Source organism: Paraburkholderia caffeinilytica (genome assembly GCF_051027425.1).
GTDB lineage: Bacteria > Pseudomonadota > Gammaproteobacteria > Burkholderiales > Burkholderiaceae > Paraburkholderia > Paraburkholderia caffeinilytica_A.
The window spans coordinates 37,668-57,988 of the sequence record NZ_CP186552.1 but is presented as its reverse complement, the minus strand read 5'-3'; the positions used below and the strand labels follow the sequence as shown (position 1 = coordinate 57,988).

15 protein-coding genes are annotated in these 20,321 nt (G+C 59.0%); 2 read left to right on the top strand and 13 right to left on the bottom strand.

Annotation, left to right across the window (positions count from 1 at the left end):
* Positions 1–79 precede the first annotated feature (79 nt).
* Genes eutC through eat form a run of 3 tightly spaced genes read right to left on the bottom strand, consistent with a single transcriptional unit; the run spans position 80 to position 3,703 of the window.
* Positions 80–865 carry an ethanolamine ammonia-lyase subunit EutC gene (gene eutC, locus ACOSV0_RS00205; RefSeq protein ID WP_434107988.1) on the bottom strand — a complete coding sequence of 262 codons (786 nt, stop codon included), beginning with the start codon at positions 863–865 and terminating at the stop codon, positions 80–82.
* Positions 862–2,256, bottom strand: a complete 1,395-nt coding sequence (locus ACOSV0_RS00200; protein ID WP_434107986.1) for an ethanolamine ammonia-lyase subunit EutB — start codon at positions 2,254–2,256, stop codon at positions 862–864. The genes eutC and ACOSV0_RS00200 overlap by 4 nt, the downstream gene beginning before the upstream one ends.
* A 43-nt stretch (positions 2,257–2,299) precedes the next feature.
* Entirely contained in the window at positions 2,300–3,703 is a 1,404-nt protein-coding gene (gene eat / locus ACOSV0_RS00195) for an ethanolamine permease (protein ID WP_434107984.1), read from the bottom strand.
* Between the two features lie 255 nt (positions 3,704–3,958).
* Here eat and ACOSV0_RS00190 point away from each other — a divergent pair, with 255 nt between their 5' ends.
* Both ACOSV0_RS00190 and ACOSV0_RS00185 read left to right on the top strand, forming a co-directional pair.
* Positions 3,959–4,825 carry an AraC family transcriptional regulator gene (locus ACOSV0_RS00190; protein ID WP_434107982.1) on the top strand — a complete coding sequence of 289 codons (867 nt, stop codon included), beginning with the start codon at positions 3,959–3,961 and terminating at the stop codon, positions 4,823–4,825.
* 883 nt (positions 4,826–5,708) lie between these two features.
* Positions 5,709–7,076: a reverse transcriptase family protein gene (locus tag ACOSV0_RS00185; RefSeq protein WP_434110347.1), complete on the top strand. Its 1,368-nt coding sequence runs from the start codon at positions 5,709–5,711 to the stop codon at positions 7,074–7,076.
* A gap of 12 nt (positions 7,077–7,088) precedes the next feature.
* On the opposite strand, the gene ACOSV0_RS00180 is transcribed toward ACOSV0_RS00185, so the two are convergent.
* The 10 genes from ACOSV0_RS00180 to ACOSV0_RS00135 all read right to left on the bottom strand — a co-directional run bounded on the left by ACOSV0_RS00180 (position 7,089) and on the right by ACOSV0_RS00135 (position 20,286).
* Entirely contained in the window at positions 7,089–7,808 is a 720-nt protein-coding gene (locus tag ACOSV0_RS00180; protein WP_434107981.1) for a putative type VI secretion system effector, read from the bottom strand.
* Between the two features lie 116 nt (positions 7,809–7,924).
* Positions 7,925–8,983: a DUF6708 domain-containing protein gene (locus tag ACOSV0_RS00175; RefSeq protein WP_434107980.1), complete on the bottom strand. Its 1,059-nt coding sequence runs from the start codon at positions 8,981–8,983 to the stop codon at positions 7,925–7,927.
* 94 nt (positions 8,984–9,077) lie between these two features.
* Positions 9,078–10,646: an IS66 family transposase gene (tnpC, locus tag ACOSV0_RS00170; RefSeq protein ID WP_434107979.1), complete on the bottom strand. Its 1,569-nt coding sequence runs from the start codon at positions 10,644–10,646 to the stop codon at positions 9,078–9,080.
* Positions 10,647–10,676: 30 nt separating this feature from the next.
* Entirely contained in the window at positions 10,677–11,021 is a 345-nt protein-coding gene (gene tnpB, locus ACOSV0_RS00165; protein WP_434107978.1) for an IS66 family insertion sequence element accessory protein TnpB, read from the bottom strand.
* On the bottom strand, positions 11,018–11,431 hold the full coding sequence (gene tnpA, locus ACOSV0_RS00160; protein WP_434107977.1) for an IS66-like element accessory protein TnpA: 414 nt from the start codon (positions 11,429–11,431) through the stop codon (positions 11,018–11,020). The genes tnpB and tnpA overlap by 4 nt, the downstream gene beginning before the upstream one ends.
* Before the next feature lie 146 nt (positions 11,432–11,577).
* Positions 11,578–12,672, bottom strand: coding sequence for a DUF6708 domain-containing protein (locus tag ACOSV0_RS00155; protein ID WP_434107975.1), 1,095 nt, complete (start codon positions 12,670–12,672; stop codon positions 11,578–11,580).
* Positions 12,673–12,726: 54 nt separating this feature from the next.
* Positions 12,727–13,821, bottom strand: a complete 1,095-nt coding sequence (locus ACOSV0_RS00150; RefSeq protein ID WP_434107974.1) for a DUF6708 domain-containing protein — start codon at positions 13,819–13,821, stop codon at positions 12,727–12,729.
* The gene (locus ACOSV0_RS00145; protein WP_434107973.1) at positions 13,818–16,535 is read right to left on the bottom strand and encodes a T6SS effector BTH_I2691 family protein; all 2,718 of its coding nucleotides are present in this window, start codon (positions 16,533–16,535) and stop codon (positions 13,818–13,820) included. Before ACOSV0_RS00145 ends, ACOSV0_RS00150 begins: the two co-directional genes overlap by 4 nt.
* Positions 16,535–17,443, bottom strand: coding sequence for a DUF4123 domain-containing protein (locus ACOSV0_RS00140; RefSeq protein ID WP_434107972.1), 909 nt, complete (start codon positions 17,441–17,443; stop codon positions 16,535–16,537). The genes ACOSV0_RS00145 and ACOSV0_RS00140 overlap by 1 nt, the downstream gene beginning before the upstream one ends.
* On the bottom strand, positions 17,443–20,286 hold the full coding sequence (locus tag ACOSV0_RS00135) for a type VI secretion system Vgr family protein (RefSeq protein ID WP_434107971.1): 2,844 nt from the start codon (positions 20,284–20,286) through the stop codon (positions 17,443–17,445). The genes ACOSV0_RS00140 and ACOSV0_RS00135 overlap by 1 nt, the downstream gene beginning before the upstream one ends.
* Positions 20,287–20,321 lie beyond the last annotated feature (35 nt).

Sequence of the window (20,321 nt, the reverse complement as noted above, 5' to 3'; positions counted from 1 at the left end):
CTCGTTAACAACAGCGCGCCGCTGATTTGAATCGCTGCCAGTTGCTGACCCGGCGCGCGCTTTTGTCAGCCGCGCGTGTCTAATTCGAATCGTCGCCGACTGCGGGTGTTGTGGGCGTACTAGCCAACAACGCGTCGCTATCGTCTTTCAAACCAACACCCGTGAGACCCAAGCGCTTTGCGTGCGTCAGCAGATAGTGCAACTTGTGCGCGGCTGACTCGTAGTTAAGACCTTCAGGGCGCACGTTGGAAATGCAGTTACGTTGCGCATCGCTGCAGCCCACTTTCGGCGCGTAAGTCAGATAGATGCCGAGACTATCGGGCGAACTCAAACCTGGTCGCTCGCCGATCAGCATCACAACCAGTTTGGCACCGAGCAGTTCGCCGATTTCGTCACCGAGCGCGACGCGGGCCTGACGTGCGACTACTACGGGACCGATCTTCCAGTCCGTGAGTTTTGCGCAAACGGCTTGCAGCAGCGGAATCGATTGCTTCGACGCAGCGAATGCAGAGAGACCGTCTGCGATAACGAAGACCACTTCAGGCGAATCAACCTTGAGCTGACCAAGCGCCGCGCGGCTCTCATCGCTTAACCGCCTGCCAAGATCCGGCCGCCGCAAATAATGCTCGCGATCCGGCGCGGCACTATGCACGTCCAGCGTACTGAAACTTTGCGCGCGCAACTGTTCGTGCAGCACGTCCGTATCGAGCGGATGATGCACCGCGTCGCGTGCCTGCGCATGCGACAGATTGAACGCCAGCAACGGCGCCGTTGGCAGACTGTTGCCGGCGCGGCCCAACGCGATGCGTGCATTGGTGAACTGCCGCAGCGCGTTCCATGGATTCTTTTCGAGAAAGTCGCTCATGCGATCCCCATCCAGTCGCGTGCGCCTTCCAGCAGCGGTTGTTGCGTCGACGCGCTCAACAACGCGCCGCGCGCGTCGGTGATCTGCATCGACTCCAGCCACTCTTCGAATTCCGGTGCGCGGCGCAGGCCGAGCACGTCGCGCACATACAGTGCATCGTGAAACGAGGTGCTTTGGTAGTTGAGCATCACGTCGTCCGCGCCCGGAATGCCCATGATGAAGTTGATGCCCGCCACGCCGAGTAGCGTGAGCAGATTATCCATGTCGTCCTGATCGGCTTCGGCGTGATTCGTATAGCAGATGTCGCAGCCCATCGGCACGCCAAGCAGTTTGCCGCAGAAGTGGTCTTCAAGACCCGCGCGTGTGATCTGCTTGCCGTCGTACAGATACTCGGGACCGATGAAACCGACCACCGTGTTCACCAGAAACGGATTGAACTTGCGAGCGACGGCATAGGCGCGCACTTCGCATGTCTGTTGATCGACGCCAAAATGCGCGTCCGCCGACAACGCGCTGCCCTGCCCGGTTTCGAAATACATCAGGTTATTGCCGACGGTACCGCGTTTCAGCGACAAACCCGCCTCATACGCCTCCTGCAGCAACGCAAGCGAAATGCCGAAACCCGCATTCGCCTTCTCCGTACCTGCAATCGACTGAAACACCAGATCGACCGGCGCGCCTTTCTCAATGGCCGCGATCGTGTTCGTGACGTGAGTCAGCACACACGACTGTGTCGGCACCTGATAGCGCTGGCGGAAATCGTCGATCATCAGCAACAGCTTGGTGATCGCGGCGAGATTGTCGCTGGCGGGATTGATGCCGATCATCGCGTCGCCGCAGCCGTACATCAGGCCGTCGAGCATTGACGCGGCGATCCCTTTGACGTCGTCGGTTGGATGATTCGGTTGCAGACGCACCGACATGCGACCAGGCAAGCCGACCGTATTACGAAAGCGCGTAATCACCGGACGTTTGCGCGCCGCCGCGATCAGATCCTGATTGCGCATCAGCTTCGAGACCGCCGCGACCATCTCCGGCGTGAGGCCGGCGGTGATACGCGTGAGCGCGTCGGCGTCGGTCGTGCTGCTCAGCAGCCAGTTGCGGAAATCGCCAACCGTGAGGTGCGAGATCTCGGCGAATGCTTGCGGCGAGTGATCGTCGATCACCAGACGCGTGACCTCGTCGCTTTCGTACGGGATCAGCGCTTCGTTGAGAAACGTGCGCAGCGGCACCTGAGCGAGCGCCATCTTGGCCGCGACGCGCTCTTCCTCGCTCGCCGCCGCGACGCCCGCGAGCTGATCGCCCGAACGCTGCGGGCTGGCTTTCGCCATCAACGTTTTCAGGTCGGCGAAACGATACGTGCGGCTGCCGATTGTCTCGGTGTAGCTCATTTTTACGACTCCATCGCCGCTGCTTGCGCAGCGGCCCGTTCCGTCACTCTTCGAGCAAAGCGTCTGCCGGTGCTGCTTCGCGTTGATGGCGCGTCGTCAGGAAGTAGACGTAGCCGAGCGCGAGGAAGATCGCGAACACGATGGCCACCAGAAAATTGAAGTAGACCATCGTTGCGAGGCAAATCACCGCGGCCACCAGCGCAAACGCCGGGAAAAACGGAAACAGCGGCGCGCGGAACGGGCGTTCCATGTTCGGTTCCGCGCGGCGCAGCTTGAACAGCGACAACATACTGATGATATACATCACGATAGCGCCAAATACGGACATCGTCACGATGTTCGCCGTCAGCGTCTGGCCGCCGAACTGGATCAGCTCGTCGCTATAGATCGCGGCGATGCCGACCACGCCACCCGCGATGATCGCGCGATGCGGCGTCTTGAAGCGCGGATGCACCTTGGAAAGCCACTCCGGCAGATAACCCGCACGGGCCAGCGCGAAGATTTGACGCGAATATCCGAGAATGATGCCGTGAAACGACGCGACGAGCCCGAACAGGCCAAGCCACACCAGCATATGCATCCAGCCGCTATGCTCGCCGACGATGTATTTCATAGCCTGCGGCAGCGGATCGTTGATGTTCGACAATTTGGTCCAGTCGCCGGCGGCGCCTGCGAACACCATCACGCCGATTGCCAGCACGACCAGCGTCAGAATGCCGGCGACGTAGGCGATCGGAATCGAACGTTTCGGGTTCTTGGCTTCTTCAGCGGCCATCGCAACGCCTTCAATCGCGAGGAAAAACCAGATGGCGAAGGGAATCGCCGCGAACATGCCGTGGAACGAGCCCATGCTGAACGTGTCCGCACCGGACCAGCCGCCTTTCGTGAAATTCGCCCACTGAAAACCGGGTGACACGACGCCCATGAACACCAGCAATTCGAAGATCGCAAGCAACGTCACGCACAACTCGAAGGCTGCGGCGATCTGCACGCCGACGATATTCAGCGCCATGAAGACGAGATACGCGCCCATCGCCGCATGTTTCGGCTCGAGACCCGGAAACTGCACGTGCAGATAGGCGCCGATCGCGAGCGCAATCGCGGGCGGCGCAAAGACGAACTCGACTAGGGTCGCCGCGCCCGCCAGATAACCGCCGGTTGGGCCAAAAGCGTGGCGCGCATAGGCGAACGGGCCACCCGCGTGCGGAATCGACGTGGTGAGTTCGGTGAAACTAAAAATGAAGGTGGTGTACATCGCGGCAATAAAAATCGCCGTGATGACGAAGCCAAGCGTGCCGGCGCTCGCCCAGCCGTAACTCCAGCCGAAATACTCGCCGGAAATGACCAGACCGACCGCAATTCCCCACAATTGCCACGTACCGAGCGTCTGCTTCAACTCGTGATGCGTGACTTTACCGACGTGCTGACTTTTGGATTCTGATTTCATCGGGCGCTCCTGATGTTGCCGCTTGCTCGATGCCGCAGGGCTTTGCGGTGTATGGGCGGACAAGCTTCAGCCGATGGTAGTGAGCCATTATTCGAGGTGTTATCGAAATTCGGCAAAGTTCTGGCGCGTTTGTGTCAGTGGGCGCTTAACTCGGTTCGCGCACGATTGGGCGAAGTTCGCAAGATTTGGTAAACGAGGACGTGATACTTTGGTTCGCATCTCTTCGGCAATCTTCTTCTGGTTAGCCATTCGCTCATGAACCCATCGGACAATCGGGCGCGCTACGAAACTCGGCTTAGCCGCGTGCTGGATCATATTTACGATCACCTCGACGAGTCGCTGGATATCGATCGTTTAGCGGAAATTGCCTGCATGTCGCCGTATCACTGGCATCGCATCTATCAGGCGATGTATGGCGAGACGGTCGCGACGACCGTGCGCCGCTTGCGGCTGCATCGCGCGGCCGGATACCTGGCAAATGGCTCGATGCCGATCGCGGAGATTGCTGTGCGCTCGGGATATAGCAGTCTGCAGTCTTTCTCTCGCACCTTTCGCGCCGCGTTCGGCGTTCCGCCGGCGCAGTATCGCAAGCGGGGCACACATAGCCGGTTTCGTCCGGCGCTTTCAGGAGACGATCAAATGACGATGCGTGAAGTGGTGATTCGTAGCGTGGAGCCGATGGAAGTTTTGTCGGTGGATCACGTTGGGCCGTATATGCAGATCGGCAAGGCGTTCGATGGATTGTTCGGCTGGTTGGCGAAACACAATCTGCTGGCCGGGCAGATGCGCATGATCGGGATTTACTACGATGATCCGGATGTCGTTGCTGAGAATGAGTTGCGGTCGAAGGCCGGGGTGTTGTTGCCGCATCCTCTGCAGATTTCGGTGACGGTGAGTCCGCCGGTTTCGGTGGCGCATGTGAAAGGCGGTGAGTACGCGGTGTTGCGGCACAAGGGACCGTATAGCGATATGCGAGCGGCTTATGAGTGGTTGTATGGCACGTGGCTCGTGCAATCAGGGCGTGAGGCTGCGGATGCGCCGGTGTTCGAGGAGTATTTGAATAGTCCGAAGGAGACTGCGCCTGCTGATCTTCTGACTGAGATCTGTTTGCCGTTGGTTTGATGGTTTGGGGCTGGTTCTGTTTGTGCTGTCTGATTTGTGCATGCTTGCTTTGTGCATGTTTACGCAGCGGGCTTTATGGGTGTCTCTCTGGTTTTTATAGTCTTTGTATATGTATACGTAGTAATAGTTAACAAGCTCCGCGCCTAGTTGTGGATAACTTGAATCTTCGTTTACGGATCAAAGGACTGCGGAATCGATAACCCTGCGGAGCGTGGGCGGACAGGAGCAAGGAGCTAGGGACAACTTTCGACTGGCCTGGTGAGATCGCGGATTTATCAAGGTTTCGCCCACAAGGTGTCAGATGGCTTGTACAAAAGTTGTCCAGAGGGGGGTGTGGATAAAGTGCCGATGCTTTCTCCGCAGGAAATGCGGTGAATCGTGGCGCTATTCGCCGGTTGGGATCGTGGGCTCCTCGCGAGTGGCTTTGGGGAGAGTGAGGTAACAGAGGTTGAGGCCGCGCTGCAAAGCACGTAGTAGTTGCGGCATAGTCAAATCAGAATTCGTTGTCGCACTTATCGGATACCTTCTGTGCGACGGTGGGGCCGTATCCTCACTTGTTGCTGATTTTGCTGCTGCATGTCGTCGACGGTGAGTTATCGTGCTTTCTGCATCAATCAGGCGCCTCGGCGACACTTTATTGCAGCGTTAATTCGTACTGCCAATGCGTTGACAACACTTGGGCGCGTCGCTTATCTTCGACTCGCGGGTCGGCTGGTCAAGCTTGCCAAGGCACGGGCAGTATTCGTTCCAGGCACTACGGGGCTACCCCGTGGATCAGAAAGACCTCCGCAGTTCGTCGCATGAGCGTTACCTGCGCGTTGCGCAAACCAGCTCACGCAGCACAAGACGCGTTGACTGGCCGGCCCGCCCATCTCTTTGCTCTATGCCGTTATCTTCCCTGCAATTTGTCACTTACACGATCGCCAATGCCATGCTGGCGGGCCTGCCCGAGCCTGCCGCAATGGTCGAGCGCATGACGCTCGTGTTGGGTGAACACTCGGGCTGGATGAATGGATTGGCGCGTGGGGTCGAGAAGCGCTTTGGCGCGCGGTGGGACAGCGTCGGGCGTAAAGAATTGTCGAGGGTCGTTGCCGAGAACACGGGTTTTGTTTCGGCCTGGAAGGGAGAGAATCAGCCGAAGGTTGTTCGTTTGTTGCTCAGCCCTTCTGTTCAGCGGCCGTCCCCGCCCTGGTTGCACGGCGTGGCGCTGCCGCAGTTACCAACGCTCGGCGATCTGGCCGCGTGGCTGAAAATCGAGCAAAACGAACTGGACTGGTTTGCAGATCGTTGGCGTGTACCGGCGCAAAGTTCGGCGACACCGCTTCATCACTATTCGTACAAGGCGATCGAGAAACGCGACGGTCGGTGTCGAATCATCGAAGTACCCAAATCGCGCTTGCGTGCTTTGCAGCGGAAAGTGCTTCATGGCTTACTCGATCGAATTCCTGCTCACGATGCTGTGCACGGTTTTCGACGTGGGCGGAATACGGTCACGTTCGCGGCGCCTCATGCCGGGAAGGCGGTTGTGATTCGCTTCGATCTGACGGATTTCTTTGCGTCGGTGCATGAGGGACGTGTTTACTCCGCGATACGTGCTTTGGGTTATCCGGTGGAAGTTTCACGGGCGCTGACTGCGCTGTGTACCAATCGCGTGCCGAGCGGCAGGTTGGTGGCGCCGGATGTACGCGACAAAATCGATTGGCTGGAACGGCAGCGGTACCGGACACGGCACTTACCGCAGGGGGCGCCGACTTCACCGGCGTTAGCGAATTTGTGTGCGTTTCGGCTTGATCTGCGGCTGGCTGGGTTGGCACGTTCGTTAGGGGCGACGTACACGCGTTATGCCGACGATCTGGCGTTTTCCGGTGGTGACGATCTTGCGCGGATGGCTCAGCGGCTCGAGGTTCGCGTGGCGGCGATTGCTATTGAAGAAGGGTTCGCGGTCAATCTAAGGAAGACGCGTGTGATGCGGCGGGGTGCGAGGCAGCATCTGGCTGGGGTGGTGGTGAACAGTCATCCGAATCTTGGTCGGGCGGAGTTTGATGTGCTGAAGGCGGTGTTGACGAATTGTGTGAGGTCGGATCCTGCTTTGCAGAATCGCGAGGGGCATTCAGATTTTCGCGCGCATCTCGCCGGTCGCGTCGCGCATGCTGCGATGCTGAATGCGGCGAGGGGGGCGAAGTTAGAAGAGATCTTTGATCGGATCGTGTGGTATCGGAATCCCCCAGTTAATGCTGGATCGGGCGCATAACCAGACAGAGGTTCAGTAGCGAAAGATCCATAGTCCGTAGCCGGAACCATCGCCCTTTCGCTTCTTTCCTTTCGATGTTTTTTTCAGGTTGATGCTGGTCGGGTCGGCCCACCGAAACGTCTCGAAGATCCGCTCCGAGAGAGCAATAAACGCCTTGTCTTTCCGATAAGCCGACACTGCAAAAAACAACAGAACGAGTGCGGGGAAAAGTGAAGTCACACCCAGAAAATAGAACTTTTGCAGCAGAGTCAGGGTAGGCGCTTTCACGAAGAACAGGAAGCTCATCACCGCAACCCAGATGATCAACAAGGTGGAGCAGATCTTCACCGAAGTCTTCAGATACGCCTGACGGCCACTCGTACAGTGCGGGTACACGGCTACCAGTTCATCCTCTAGTCGCCGTACAGCAAAGCACGTCACGCCGACTCCGGATTTCTCGGCCACTACTTCGACTTCGTCATTTTCACGAAAAGGGAATCGCCATAGCCACCCCTCGACGTGCACGCCATCAACGTCGAAAGAAACCTTGTCGACCTCTTCCTGGCTACTGCTCGCGGCGGTGGACATTGCGACGGCAAGCCCAGTCATGCCCGAGAGGCCTAGTGCAATCGTGCCGGCTCCGGTGGCGATTTTTTCGTTTTCAGTACGCATGAAATCACGCGTCACTTTCGTGCGCTTGAGATTCCCGATGCGGCCACGTAATAGGGTTGGACGATCCGTCTGCTCTAACATGTTTGATTAACCGTTCAGATGTCTTACCACTCTCAATGAGTAGGCGCTGATCGACGAATCGGCACTCAATGTCTATTGTCACCCTATCATCGTGTTATCAAGGACGTACTCAGCCCTCAAGAATTGTGCGTGAAGAGACGATCGATGCCGAACACGCGCGTGAATAGTAGCCATAGCAACACGACGTCCACCGCCAGCATCACTACCGTGCCCAGTGCGACCAGTGCGCTGTTGTACATCGCCTTCCGCGCTGGCTCTAATTGTGCGGTCGTCCCGTCTGGCATCACTCGACATTGCGCCTCGACCTCCGCCGGCCAGCGCGGCAGACGGCTCATATGCATGCCGAGCCAGCGGAATATTCCGGCCAAGGTTGTGATCGGCGCGAATGGAATTGCCAGTGGCCCAAACATTTGCCAGGACCGCAGCATCCCGTACAGGAAAGGCTCGCGACGGTTCTGGATCGGCAGCAGTATCTCCGGCGTCGGCACGCTCGCCGGTTCTTCTTCCATATAGCGCCGAAAGTACTCCCAATGCGCCAGTAGTGGTTCGTCTGGACCGATACCCTTCGGGTTGACCGGCAGAAAGGCGCCCAGGTAAAACGCATTCGTCACCTGACCGTTGGCGTCCGGCAGGTAGCCCAGCACGCCCCAGTTCAGACCACCCCTCTTCAGGCAGAAGACCAGTTTGTCCCAGTCCAGCGACAATACTCCGCCCGGACCGTTATGCTGGAAGACAAATACTTTGCGCGTCGCACGCAACAGTCTGATCGGCTTATACGTGTAGTCCAGCATTTCCTGTTTCCACTGGTAGCCGATCATGAAAAGCAATGGTCCGCCAAATACAACAACCAACGCCAAAAGCACCAGCGACCCAAAGATGGAATGGAATTTATTGGTTACCACAGACCATAAAACAAGAGCGTCGACGACTAGAAATGGAATCATCAAAAGCGTAAACATCATGCCGCCGAAGCCACGTCGCATATACCGGCCATCGGCCACTTCCATATAGGTATCGTTGCGGGCGACCACCATATCAAGCGGCGCCGGCTTCACTTTAATCTTTGCCCGTGCGGCTTTGTCGAACTGGTAAACCAGCATGTCACCAGTGGGTGTCCAAGGATCCTTGGGTGGCAGGCCAATCACCACTTCCCGCCAGTAGCGTTTCTGGAACAACTGACCCCAGTAGGCTTTGATCGTAAGCGGCTCACCTAGGCCATTCGTCCACGCGCGTGCACGTAAGGGATGATGGTGATTCGGAGTTGCCCGGTCAGGTAGGGGAAGTCGGCGGGCTGCCAGGTGTGTGCAGCTTGTCGGCCACGCGCCACGGTAGAAGCTCGTCGATGCGATTGATCTTGTGATCAGCGATGTGCGTTAGCACGTAGTCCAGATAGGCGCGCGGATCGATGCCGTTCAGTGCGCAAGTGCCGATCAGCGCGTACATTGCGGCTGCCCGTTCACCGCCGCTGTCGGAACCGGCGAACAGGAAATTCTTCCGGCCCAGGCTCACGCAACGCAGCGCGTTCTCCGCGATGTTGTTGTCGATCTCGAGCGTACCGTCTTCGCAATACAGTGTCAGTGCGCTCCACTGGTTCAGCGAGTAGTTGATCGCCTTGGCTGTATCGGACTTCGAAGACAACGTTTCGAGCTTTGCCCTGAGCCACGCTTCGTAGATTTGAAGCAGGGGTCTGGCTTTCTCCTGGCGTATTCGCAGCCGTTCGGCCGCAGGCTTGCCGCGAATGGATGCCTCGATGTCATAGAGACCGCCTATATATTCGAGCGCCTTTTGCGTCGTGTCGGACGGCGTTCGCACATGGATGTCGTAGAACTTTCTCCTGGCGTGGGCATGGCATGCCGCCTCGCGTATCGAGCCGTCGCGGAACAGCTCGTCGAAGCCTGCGTAAGCGTCTGCTTGCAGGATCCCCTTGAAGCTGGCGAGATGGGTTTGAGGGTGGATGCCCTGTCTGTTCGGCGAGTATGCGAACCAGACCGAAGCCGGTTGCGTCGAACCAGAGCGATGATCGTCGCGCACGTAGACCCACAGCCGCCCGGTCCGGGTCTTCCTGTTGCCCGGTGAGAGCACCGGGATCGGCGTGTCATCCGCGTGCAGCTTGGTGGCGGCCACCGTATAACGGCGCAGCGCCTCTGTTAGCGGTGCGCACAATGCCTCGCATTGGCCGACCCAGCGGCCCATACTGGCCCGATCGAGCATGACGCCGTCGCGCGCCGCGATCGCCGATTGCCGGTACAACGGCTGGTGGTCTGCATACTTCGAGACGAGGATGTCCGCCAGCAAGCTTGGATGGGCGATGCTCCGCTCGATCGGCAGGCCGGGCATCAGCGGCTGGGTGATAGTGCTGCAGCATGGGCAAACCAGTTTGCGCCGGACCGTGCGAATGACCTTGAACGCCGCTGCGACCCGGGCGAGTTGTTCGGACACGTCCTCGCCGAGTACCCGCATGGGTTGACCGCAGTCCGGGCAACTTGATTCGGGCTCAAGTACATGATCCTCGCGCGGCAAATGCGCGGGAAGCGCTTGCCTCGATGCCGCTGCGTCCGTCGTCGCAGTCGAGGTGGATGCATTTGCGCCGCAGCCCTGCGCACGCTGCACATCCGCAACGCCGCGCCCAGCGGCCAGATCCTCGAGTTGAGTCTCGAGCGTCTCGATCTGCCGCTGCAACTGCTCGGACTTGCGACCGAACTGCATGCGCCTGAGCTTATCGATCTGGGCCTTGAGCTGCTCGATCTCGACATCCCGCTCGGCAAGCAGACTACGGGCCTCGACCAGCAAGGCCTTCAGGAGTTCGACATCGTCAGGAAGATCGGCGCCGTTCGACATGCGTCGTAGTTTACGAGTCTGTCGCGCGGTTTACAACATCGATAATGCGGCGGTGCGACGGGGCTGTCTCCAGTCGATGCCCTCGAGGAGCATCGACAGTTGTGCAGAGCTCAGATGGACCTTGCCACCGTCGGCTTGGGGCCAGATAAAACGGCCTCGTTCAAGGCGCTTCGCGAGAAGCCAGATTCCGTCCTCCGTTGCCCAAAGAATCTTCACCAGGTCACCCCGGCGGCCCCGGAAGATGTAGACGTTGCCGCCCAGTGGATTCTCATCAAGCGCTGTTTGCACCTTCGCGGCCAGCCCCTGAAACCCACATCGCATATCGGTCACGCCCGCAGCGATCCAGATGCGCGTGCCTGCCGGCAGGGAAATCATGAGCGCAGACTACCCAGCACAATTCGCAACATGTCGGCATCGACCAGACCGTCCACCTTAACCACCGCACGGCCGATCCGGATCTCGATCGTGCCGGCAGCTAATGCAGGCCTCGTGTCCTGCGCTTGTGGCTCAACCGAAGATGATGCCCCGACCTCCGCTCGCGTGTCGTCTACAAGTACAACCGGAATGAGCCCTGCAGACTGAGCTTGCTGCTCGGCCAGATAACGCCGCCGCCAGGTGAACAGCATGTTCGCATTGATGCCGTTCTCGCGGGCCAGTTTCGAGACTGAAACGCCAGGCTCGCAAGCCGCAGCCGCCAGTCGATCACGAAGCTCCCGGGCGTAATTCGGGCGCCCCGCTCGGGTACCCGGCTTCTTCTCTTCAGACTGTGACAAAGTGGTGCCCATCAAATTGGAATGATGGACATTACTTTGGTGTTTATCTCAGTCACCGCCTACGACGGTCGGCGCGAGCCGCTTACCTTTGATCGACGTGCTGTCGCTCATATCAAGTGTCACGCTACCGTTGCGTCATCAAGGATGGGCACAGGTCCCTAATTGTGGGTAAATAAATGGTCGATGCCGAACACACGTGTGAACAGTAACCACAGCAACACCACGTCCAGCGCCAACATGACCACAGTACCCACAGCTACAAACGCACTGCTATCAGTCGCGTTCAACTTAGGCTGAACAGTTACATCGCCTGGCGCCACGTGACATTGCGCGTCCACCTCTGCCGGCCAGCGAGGCAGACGACTCATATGCATGCCGATCCAGCGGAACACTCCAGCTAACGTTGTGACTGGCGCGAACGGTAGCGCCAGCACGAGATATGGCCCAAACATTCGCCATGATCGCTGCATCCCATACAGAAAAGGCTCCCGACGGTTCTGGATCGGCAGCAGTATCTCGGGAGTGGGCACGCTTTCAGGTCCTTCCTCCATGTACCGCCGAAAGTATTCCCAGTGCGCCAGCAACGGTTCATCCGGCCCGATACCCTTCGGGTTGACCGGCAGAAACGCGCCGAGGTAGAACGCGTGCGTCACCTGTCCGTTCGCATCCGGCAGATAGCCCAGCACACCCCAGTTCAAGCCGCCCTTCTTCAAACAGAACACCAGCTTGTCCCAGTCGAGCGACCACACTCCGCCGGGGCCGTTATGCTGGAACACGTGCACCTTACGCGTGGACCGCACCAGCCGGATTGGCTTGTAGGTGTAGTCCAGCATCTCCTGCTTCCACTGGTAGCCGATCACCAATATTAGAGGCAAAAAAATGCAAATAGAAAAAATCGTCAATCCAACATATGAAAAACTGTCTCTCCATTTAAAAATCCAAAAATACAATGGAACAAACATTGCAAAAATTAGCAGGGCATCCAGAAGGGTAAACATCATGCCGCCAAAACCGCGACGCATATATCGCCCGTCGGCGACTTCGATGTAAGTCGCGTTGCGAGCGACCACCATATCCAGCGGTGTCGGTTCTCCGGCAATTCGGGTTGGTGTTGCCTTGTCGAATTGGTACACCAACATGTCGCCCATGGGTGCCCACGGGTCCTTAGGTGGCATCCCGATCACCACTTCCCGCCAGTAGCGTTTCTGGAACAACTGGCCCCAGTAGGCTTTGATCGACGTGTCGTCGCTCATATCAATTTCCACGCTACTGGACCGCGTTATCGATGACGTGCCCGCGTTTCAAAACTAGTGATTGAAAATGCGATCGATGCCGAACACCCGCGTGAACAGCAACCACAGCAATACCACGTCCAACGCCAGCATGATCACTGTGCCTATGGCGACCAGTGTGCTGTTGTGTGTCACTTGCGCTGGCTCCGCTTGATCGGTTGAATCGCCCGGCATCCCCTGACATTGCGCCTCCACTTCCGCAGGCCAGCGTGGCAGACGACTCATATGCATGCCGAGCCAGCGGAACAGGCCGGCCAGGGTCGTGACTGGCGCAAATGGAATCGCCAGTGGTCCGAACATGCGCCAAGACCGAAGCATCCCGTACAAAAAAGGTTCCCGACGATTCTGGATCGGTGGCAACTTCTCCGGCGTCGGCACGCTCGTCGGTCCTTCTTCCATGTAGCGACGAAAGTATTCCCAGTGCGCCAGCAGCGGTTCGTCGGGACCGATACCCTTCGGATTGACCGGCAGAAATGCACCGAGATAGAACGCATGCGTGACCTGACCGTTTGCGTCAGGCAGGTAGCCCAGTACGCCCCAGTTAAGCCCGCCCTTCTTTAGACAGAACACCAGCTTGTCCCAGTCCAATGACCATACGCCGCCCGGACCGTTATGCCGGAATACGTGCACCTTACGCGTGGACCGTACCAGCCTGATTGGCTTGTAAGTGTAGTCCAGCATTTCCTGCTTCCATTGGTATCCGAAAAGTAGAACCAAGGGTGTGCCGATGACACATCCCAAAAGCGCAACTGCGATGGAACCGAATAGATCGTCGACGTGGTGAATGTTAAAAAGCAGAGAAATTAGAGCGAAGTAAGCCAATATCAACGCAGGTATTTCCATTAGCGTGTACATCATTCCGCCGAAACCGCGACGCATATACCGCCCGTCGACCACTTCCATGTACGTTGCGTTGCAGGCAGCCACCATATCCAAGGACATCGGCTCGCCCGCGATCTGTACCTGTTTCGCTTGGTGGAATTGATACACCAGCATATCGCCCGTGGGCGTCCACGGGTCTTTAGGTGGCAGACCGATCACCACTTCCCGCCAATAGCGCTTCTGGAACAACTGGCCCCAGTAGGCCTTTACCGACGAATCGTCGCTCATATCGAATTACCCGCTATCGCCTTGTTGAAATCAGCCTGTTCTTCTGCACCATCATGGTAGGTGTTGTCCGGCCCCCAAAGACAGTTACGCGTCCAAGTCAATGTAGGTGCGGCTTTAAAGATATCGATCAGCACACTCACCACCAGAATCACCGCAGTCGCGATCCAGGCGGGTGGCCCCAAGACTTCCACCTCTGCGCCGCTGAGAATTGCGACAATCAGGACTCGAGTAAGCGACCCTGCCAGATAGAGTTCGGCAGCGCCCCGTGTTAGATATAGAGCAGACACACCCTTGTCGCCATTGCTCCACGCCTCGACGAAGTTCACCGTATCGACCCCCACTGCAATCCACGCCCCAACCGCACCCGCACCCGCACCTCCCAACTCGATATAACGAAGAAAACTTCCCCCTAGCGCCTTGGCCACGACCCCTAAAAGCGGCAACCGCCGTAAACCCGCCGACTTGATCCCCGACCCCACCACTTCAAGCGAAGCCGCAGTCAGCCCCGTACAAGCAGCAGTAAACGACGCCAGCGCTCGACTTCGCTCACTCTTTAGCGCCTTCCCTTCTTCCTCGCGCGCGTTGCCAAACCCCAGCACTGAAAACACCATCGACACCGAAGCCAACATGCCCGGCGCTCGCATATACCTCGCTATCCGGCCCATGTAACTGTCCACCGCAATAGTCGACGCAATCTGCAATCCCGGTGTCTTCGTGACGCTTAGCACTCGGTTCGCCGCTATCTGCCCCTGAGTCTCGGAAGTCAACCGGTACAGGGCGTCGGTATCCGCATGCTCGGCATCCAACAAGATGCTCCACGAACTGACCTTGCCATCCATGCTAAGACCCGCACTCTTCAGTTCCGCTTCCAGGATCGCCATCCGCGCCTGCGTGGCCACCGCACGGTCGGCCTTGTCGGGCCCGCTCGCGGCAGGCTGGAGCTTTTCAAGCGTACTATAGATGGCGCTGTACACATCCCGCCGCGTGCCGGTCACCTGTACCCAGGCGACAGGCATGCCGGCATGCATACCCATCACCTTCATCAGATCCTCTCCCGCCGCGCCGCGCTGCTTCAACACGCGAATCATCGACGGACCCAGTTCTTCGATCACCTCGTCCAGCGCAGCGGAGGCATCGATAGCTTTATACGCGTTCTCGCCCGCTAACTTAAGTTTGCCAACCACACCTTTGTAAATTTCGAACAGATTGGCCCACTGTTCCAGCTTGAGGCCGCCCCCTTCCGAACCCTCCTTTTTTTCACCCTTTTTCTCGCCTTCCTTCTTGCCCCCTTCCTTACCTGCGCCTTCGCCGCCATCAGCTTGTGCCGCCTTAGATTTCAACGTGGGATGGTTGAACAGCATCATCCGCCAGAATAGATTATTGCCACTCAGGCCACTCTGCATCCACTTATCGTAAAGCTGTACGCACGGCCCATAACCGCCAGTCCCCATAATGCAGGTGGCAAATACACCCGTGAAACAGACTCCGGTATTGATGTCATCGGGGTCGAAGTGCCAATCGAACACCGCATTCATCGCCGCGCTTATCATCCATGCCGCATGCGCATTGCCTAGCGGCTTCATGAATTGGGCGTCGTATTGATTTGAAGCCGGATCGTACCTGCGATGGAAATCGGCGCGCTTGTTCGGGTTGATCGCGTCGTTGTACTTGCGCCATGCATCCGTTCGCGCCTTCTCCAATTCAGCCGCAGTGAACTTGATCTTCTTCGCTTCGTCCAGCAGCGGTTGCATCTCCTTGCGGTAGCTCTCCAGCATGAAAGCCGTACCGCCGCTGTTCATGAGCTGACCATAATTCTCCATCGCTTCTTTGGCGCGGTCGTTGTAGAGGTTCGTTTCGGCCTGGCGCTCCACCGCCACCTGGATGCGGGCGAGGCCTGCATCCACATCCACCTCGCGCTGCCAGGGTTTGGAGAAACCCGCCCAGCGGGCATTCATATATGCGGAAAGCTCACGTGCAATCCCGGCTGGATCTTGCAACCCAAGCACAAGTCCTTTCGTTGGCATCAACGCGTCGCACTCATCTTTCAGACTCTTCGCTGAGATGATGTCGCGGTAAAAAAACGGACTCCAGCCAAGCGCAGAGACTTCTTCCACCAGGGTCATCGAGTACTCAGCGACAATCATGTCCACCTGGTAGATCTGGAACGCATGCTCGGGCGTCGATCCCGGCTGCCCCTTGTTGAACCAGGCTCCCACGTCGACGAGCCGCATGAATTTAGCCCGATCTTTGCTGGACAATTTCGCATTCGTGCCGCGAACCGCCTTGGTCCACCACACATCGGAGAATCCGAACCACACTTTGCCCGCCGTCTCCGGATCCTGAATCGTCACCACGGAGGCATTGGCCATCTTCGTCGCATTGCGTTTGCAGGAGTCGTGAAAGCGGTCGCCGCCCGGAGGCGTATCGCCGGTCACCGGGACGCTCGACAGACATCCCGCAGTGTCGACTGAATACGCCTCCCAGTGTTTGTGTGTCTCATAGAAAACAAACAGGTAACCCGGACGTAAAACGCGACCCGTGTATATCGTTTCAGGCACATTCATCGGCACTTCCGCCGGTCCCAGCAGTTTGGTCGCGTCAGGCGGTGCGTTACGCACCTTGTAATCCCCAAACGTCTTCGTCGGAGCAATGCCATAACGTATCGGCAGGATGGGCAGGCCTTTCTTTTCACAGAAGGGGCATGGTGTGGCCATCAGCTCGCTCCTTGTATCGAGTGATCGGTGTTCATCGGCGAGACATGCCTCGTGTCCGCTGACCTCTGCAGGTCGCGCACGATGGTTTGCCATTCAGCATCGCTCCAAAGCGACGTCAGACGCCGATAACGCGTGGGATGCCCCACGCACTGTTGCAACGTGGCAATTACTTCAGGATGCGTATCGAAACGCGGATGTTTCAACATCCCATGCCGCGCAAAGGCCACGACATCGTCGCGCTCGCTCAGACCATGGGCTTCGGCCTTGATCAACCACGACTCGACCTGCGGCCCGTAAAGTGACGGTTCGGCACGCCACGACAATTCAGTTTCCAGCACGGCATAAAGCGCACCGATACGCCCAATACGGCGCCACACTGGCGCGCCCGGCGCGAAACGCACGTGATGCGATCCAGGCGATGGCGTCGTCTGCACAAACCAGTCGCCGTTCCAGGGGAAGGTCCAGGCAGAGATGGGACCGAACAGCACCGTGCGCTGACTGTCATCCAGCATCCAGCCCAGGTGCATGAACACCACCGGATCGTAGAAGCGAAATACGCCACGCCCACCACCCGGAAAATGCGGCACGAGCAATTGCCGCAGATGGCGCCGCACATACGCGGGTTCCGCGTCGGTCTGCAACACAGCGACGCACATCGACGCGGCAATTGCCTCGTCTGGATCCGTCAGCAGACGCAGCACCAGCAAGCGTTGCACCGAACTCAAATCCCGCCAGGCGAGCAGATAAGGCAACTGTCGCGACTGAGCTTCAAATCCGGGTGGCGCCAGTGCGCGCAGTGGAAGGCTCTGCCACGACTGCGCGGCATCACTTTCGACCAACAAAGGGTCGAGCAACATGAAGTGACGCGCATCGAGCACATGGGCGTCGAAATCGGTGCGCTCCATCATCAACTCACCGGCAGCATGACAACGCTGTCGTGACTCGCGGACGCCCCCGACAAGCGCAATTGGCAATCTTTCGCGCTATTGCTCACCAGCGAGGTTTGCGCGCTCGCGCCTTGCGGCCCGGTCAATTCGCGCCGTGCCGATTTGAACTCTGCTTTCCCCGGCGCACCGACCTCGATATTGCCGCCTTCCATCTTCAAATAGGCCTTCGCGGCATTCAGCAGCACACGCTTCGGTGCTTGCAGGTTCGCACTGCCCTGACTGCTCGACAACGTGACGGCCTGTTGCGCAGCTGCGGCGAGCGTGCCCGAGTTCTGCGCCTGCAGGCTTACCGAACCGGACGCCGCGTGCAACGCAATACCTTGGCCCGAGACCGGCCGGCCACTAGCGGCCGTTCCCTGTGTATATAACGCGATGCCGTGAGTAGCCGCCATGCTCGCTTTGCCCTTGGCCGTCCACTGCAGATCCTGTCCCGCGCTCAACACGGTCTCCTTCCCCGACACCCAGACATGACTCTTGGGCGTCACGGCGGCAAGACCGTCCGCACCGTGCACAACGACATGCGGACGGGTCCACGCAGCCGCGCTTCCACTGCCACCGCCTGCCTGAGCGGAGGCGCTACCATTGCGCGTCGCACTGAGTGCTTTCTCGCTTTGCTGCAACCCGGCGACTGCCGCGAGTTGCGTGGACGAATCGCTACCCGCCGCGTCTCCTGCTCCACTCGATGCAGCGCTGGTATTTGCTGCGGACAGCGTCGGTTCGGCGCCCTGCTTGCGTGCGGCACCAGCGAGGCCATCGAGCAATTGCCGGTTCTGCGTCAGCACCTGGTTCGAAGCACTCGCATCCATCTGGCTCGCGCCATGGGCCGCACTGATCAACATGCCTGAGCCGCCGCGCAACGCAGCTGCGGCGCTCGTCGTCAATTCCATGCCGTAACCGCGATCGGCCTGCCGCTGGTTGTCCTGAATCTGCTTGATATGTCCAAGCGTCACCCCACTGTCGTGATCCGTCGTGTAAAGGCGCGCACTGGCCTCACCCGCGGTGTCGTCGAACAGAAACTGACGATACCCGCCCGTACCTTGCTGGCTCAGGCTCATGTCCTGGGTCTTGATACCGGTCAGTGCCGCGGCATGATCGTTGCCCGCGAACCAGGCAGCCGCATTGCCGGTGCTGCTGGCCGGACCGCCCGCTTGCGCGTTGTGCTGCGCATCCGCATTGCCCTGGCCGTTGTACAGCGAACCCACCACCACCGGCCGGTCCGCCTGTCCTTCGAGCCATTCGGTCCACACTTCCTGACCGATGCGTGGCGGGCTCACGCCGCCCCAGTTGTCGCCGCCGACTGGCGTCACGACGCGCGTCCAGGTGCCCGCGCTTCGATCGGCAGGCGCATTGGCGGCATGCGGATGATCCTCGAGACTGGCGGCGTTCTGCCCGCGCTGCGCATGATGCTGAATCCGGACGCGATGATCCCGATCGGTATGAATCGGATCACCCGCGCCCACGACGATCGCCGTTTGTGCGCCCTGCACGGCGACCACGGGATGCGAACGCGCACCGTGACCGTTTTCGACGAGCGGCCGATACGTTTGATCGATCGGCAACGCCAGGAACTGGTTGGAGTAAACCGCTTCGTTGCCTGTGAGCGGTGTTGCATCGTGGGTCCCGGATCCGAGCGCGGCGTGCAACGCCTTGGCGACGCCGTATTCGTTCGCTTCGGTGTCGAGGATCGGCGGTATCTTGCCGAGCGTTTGTTCGATGGCGGCGTGCACACCGGCATCCACGTTGGCTCGCGCGCTGTGCTGAACGCGCAGGCAGACGAACGCGTCCGATACTTTCAGAGTCGGATGGTCGCTCATGGCGAAACGCAGTCCCGGATGCAAGGTCAAGCGCGTACTGCGCCCTTCGCTACGCTGCGCGGCGACGCGCTGGGCGTCGAGTTGCTGACGCGCGCGCTGATCGCCGAGCGCGGCGGTCTGGAATGCATACGGACCGGCGACGTCTCGGTCCTCGCCAGCCGTCGCGACACCGTTGGTTTGTGCGCCGGTCGGCCGGGTCGAAAGCGTGCGATGGTCCCAACTGGCCCGCGAGACTCGGCCGATACGCCACCGACGCGCCGCCATGAAGTGCTGAATGCTGCCTGCGGGATCGCCGTCGCTGGTCTGGTGGAAACCGATGATCTCCGGCTTCTCCGGCGTGAAGCGCTGGTTCGAATCGGCCAGCACCAGCGTGTGTTTGCCGAGGCTGGATGAGTTGGCGTCGCCGGTATGCTCGAACCAGTAGAAGATGCCTTCTTCCGCCCAGAGCCGTTGTAGAAAATCGAAGTCGGATTCTCCAGCCTGCGTGGTCAGGCTGCGCTTGCGGTATTGGGTGGTGTCGGTCACGGCCCAACGCCATGCGGGCGCTACAGCGCCGGCGGTGTGGTAGCCGAAAATCTGCTCGCTGATATCGATCACGCTCGCGTTCTGATAGTTGTAGTGATCGACACGTTGGCGGAGTACCGCGAGCCATGGCTCCACTTCCAGACGGTAGCGCGCGAGGCCGCCGTTGTAGCCGACTAGTTCCGCCGCGACGACGTGGCCGTGGATCGGACGGCGCACGTCACTGCCTTCCTGGGCGAGCCATTCGATCAGAGTCGTTGCGCCGATCAGGCGATCTAGTGACAGTGAAGGGCTGCTGGACAGTGCCGTCAACTGGAAGCGGTAGCCGCCGTGATCGATCGCTTCCCAACCGTGCAGACTTTCGGCGACGAGCGCGTTCGCGCCAAGCGGCGTGGTCACCCAGAGGAACCGGTCGCTCCGCGACCAACCTTGCGTCAGTTTCTGTAGAACATCGATAGTGGTCGACATGGGTTTTCCGTTTCAAGGAACTAGGCACGTGGCTT

Coding starts and splice junctions, on each gene's coding strand:
- eutC (WP_434107988.1), bottom strand. CDS start 865: ATGAGCGACTTTCTCGAAAAGAATCCATGGAACGCGCTGCGGCAGTTC.
- ACOSV0_RS00200 (WP_434107986.1), bottom strand. CDS start 2,256: ATGAGCTACACCGAGACAATCGGCAGCCGCACGTATCGTTTCGCCGAC.
- eat (WP_434107984.1), bottom strand. CDS start 3,703: ATGAAATCAGAATCCAAAAGTCAGCACGTCGGTAAAGTCACGCATCAC.
- ACOSV0_RS00190 (WP_434107982.1), top strand. CDS start 3,959: ATGAACCCATCGGACAATCGGGCGCGCTACGAAACTCGGCTTAGCCGC.
- ACOSV0_RS00185 (WP_434110347.1), top strand. CDS start 5,709: ATGCCGTTATCTTCCCTGCAATTTGTCACTTACACGATCGCCAATGCC.
- ACOSV0_RS00180 (WP_434107981.1), bottom strand. CDS start 7,808: ATGTTAGAGCAGACGGATCGTCCAACCCTATTACGTGGCCGCATCGGG.
- tnpC (WP_434107979.1), bottom strand. CDS start 10,646: ATGTCGAACGGCGCCGATCTTCCTGACGATGTCGAACTCCTGAAGGCC.
- tnpB (WP_434107978.1), bottom strand. CDS start 11,021: ATGATTTCCCTGCCGGCAGGCACGCGCATCTGGATCGCTGCGGGCGTG.
- tnpA (WP_434107977.1), bottom strand. CDS start 11,431: ATGGGCACCACTTTGTCACAGTCTGAAGAGAAGAAGCCGGGTACCCGA.
- ACOSV0_RS00155 (WP_434107975.1), bottom strand. CDS start 12,672: ATGAGCGACGACACGTCGATCAAAGCCTACTGGGGCCAGTTGTTCCAG.
- ACOSV0_RS00150 (WP_434107974.1), bottom strand. CDS start 13,821: ATGAGCGACGATTCGTCGGTAAAGGCCTACTGGGGCCAGTTGTTCCAG.
- ACOSV0_RS00145 (WP_434107973.1), bottom strand. CDS start 16,535: ATGGCCACACCATGCCCCTTCTGTGAAAAGAAAGGCCTGCCCATCCTG.
- ACOSV0_RS00140 (WP_434107972.1), bottom strand. CDS start 17,443: ATGATGGAGCGCACCGATTTCGACGCCCATGTGCTCGATGCGCGTCAC.
- ACOSV0_RS00135 (WP_434107971.1), bottom strand. CDS start 20,286: ATGTCGACCACTATCGATGTTCTACAGAAACTGACGCAAGGTTGGTCG.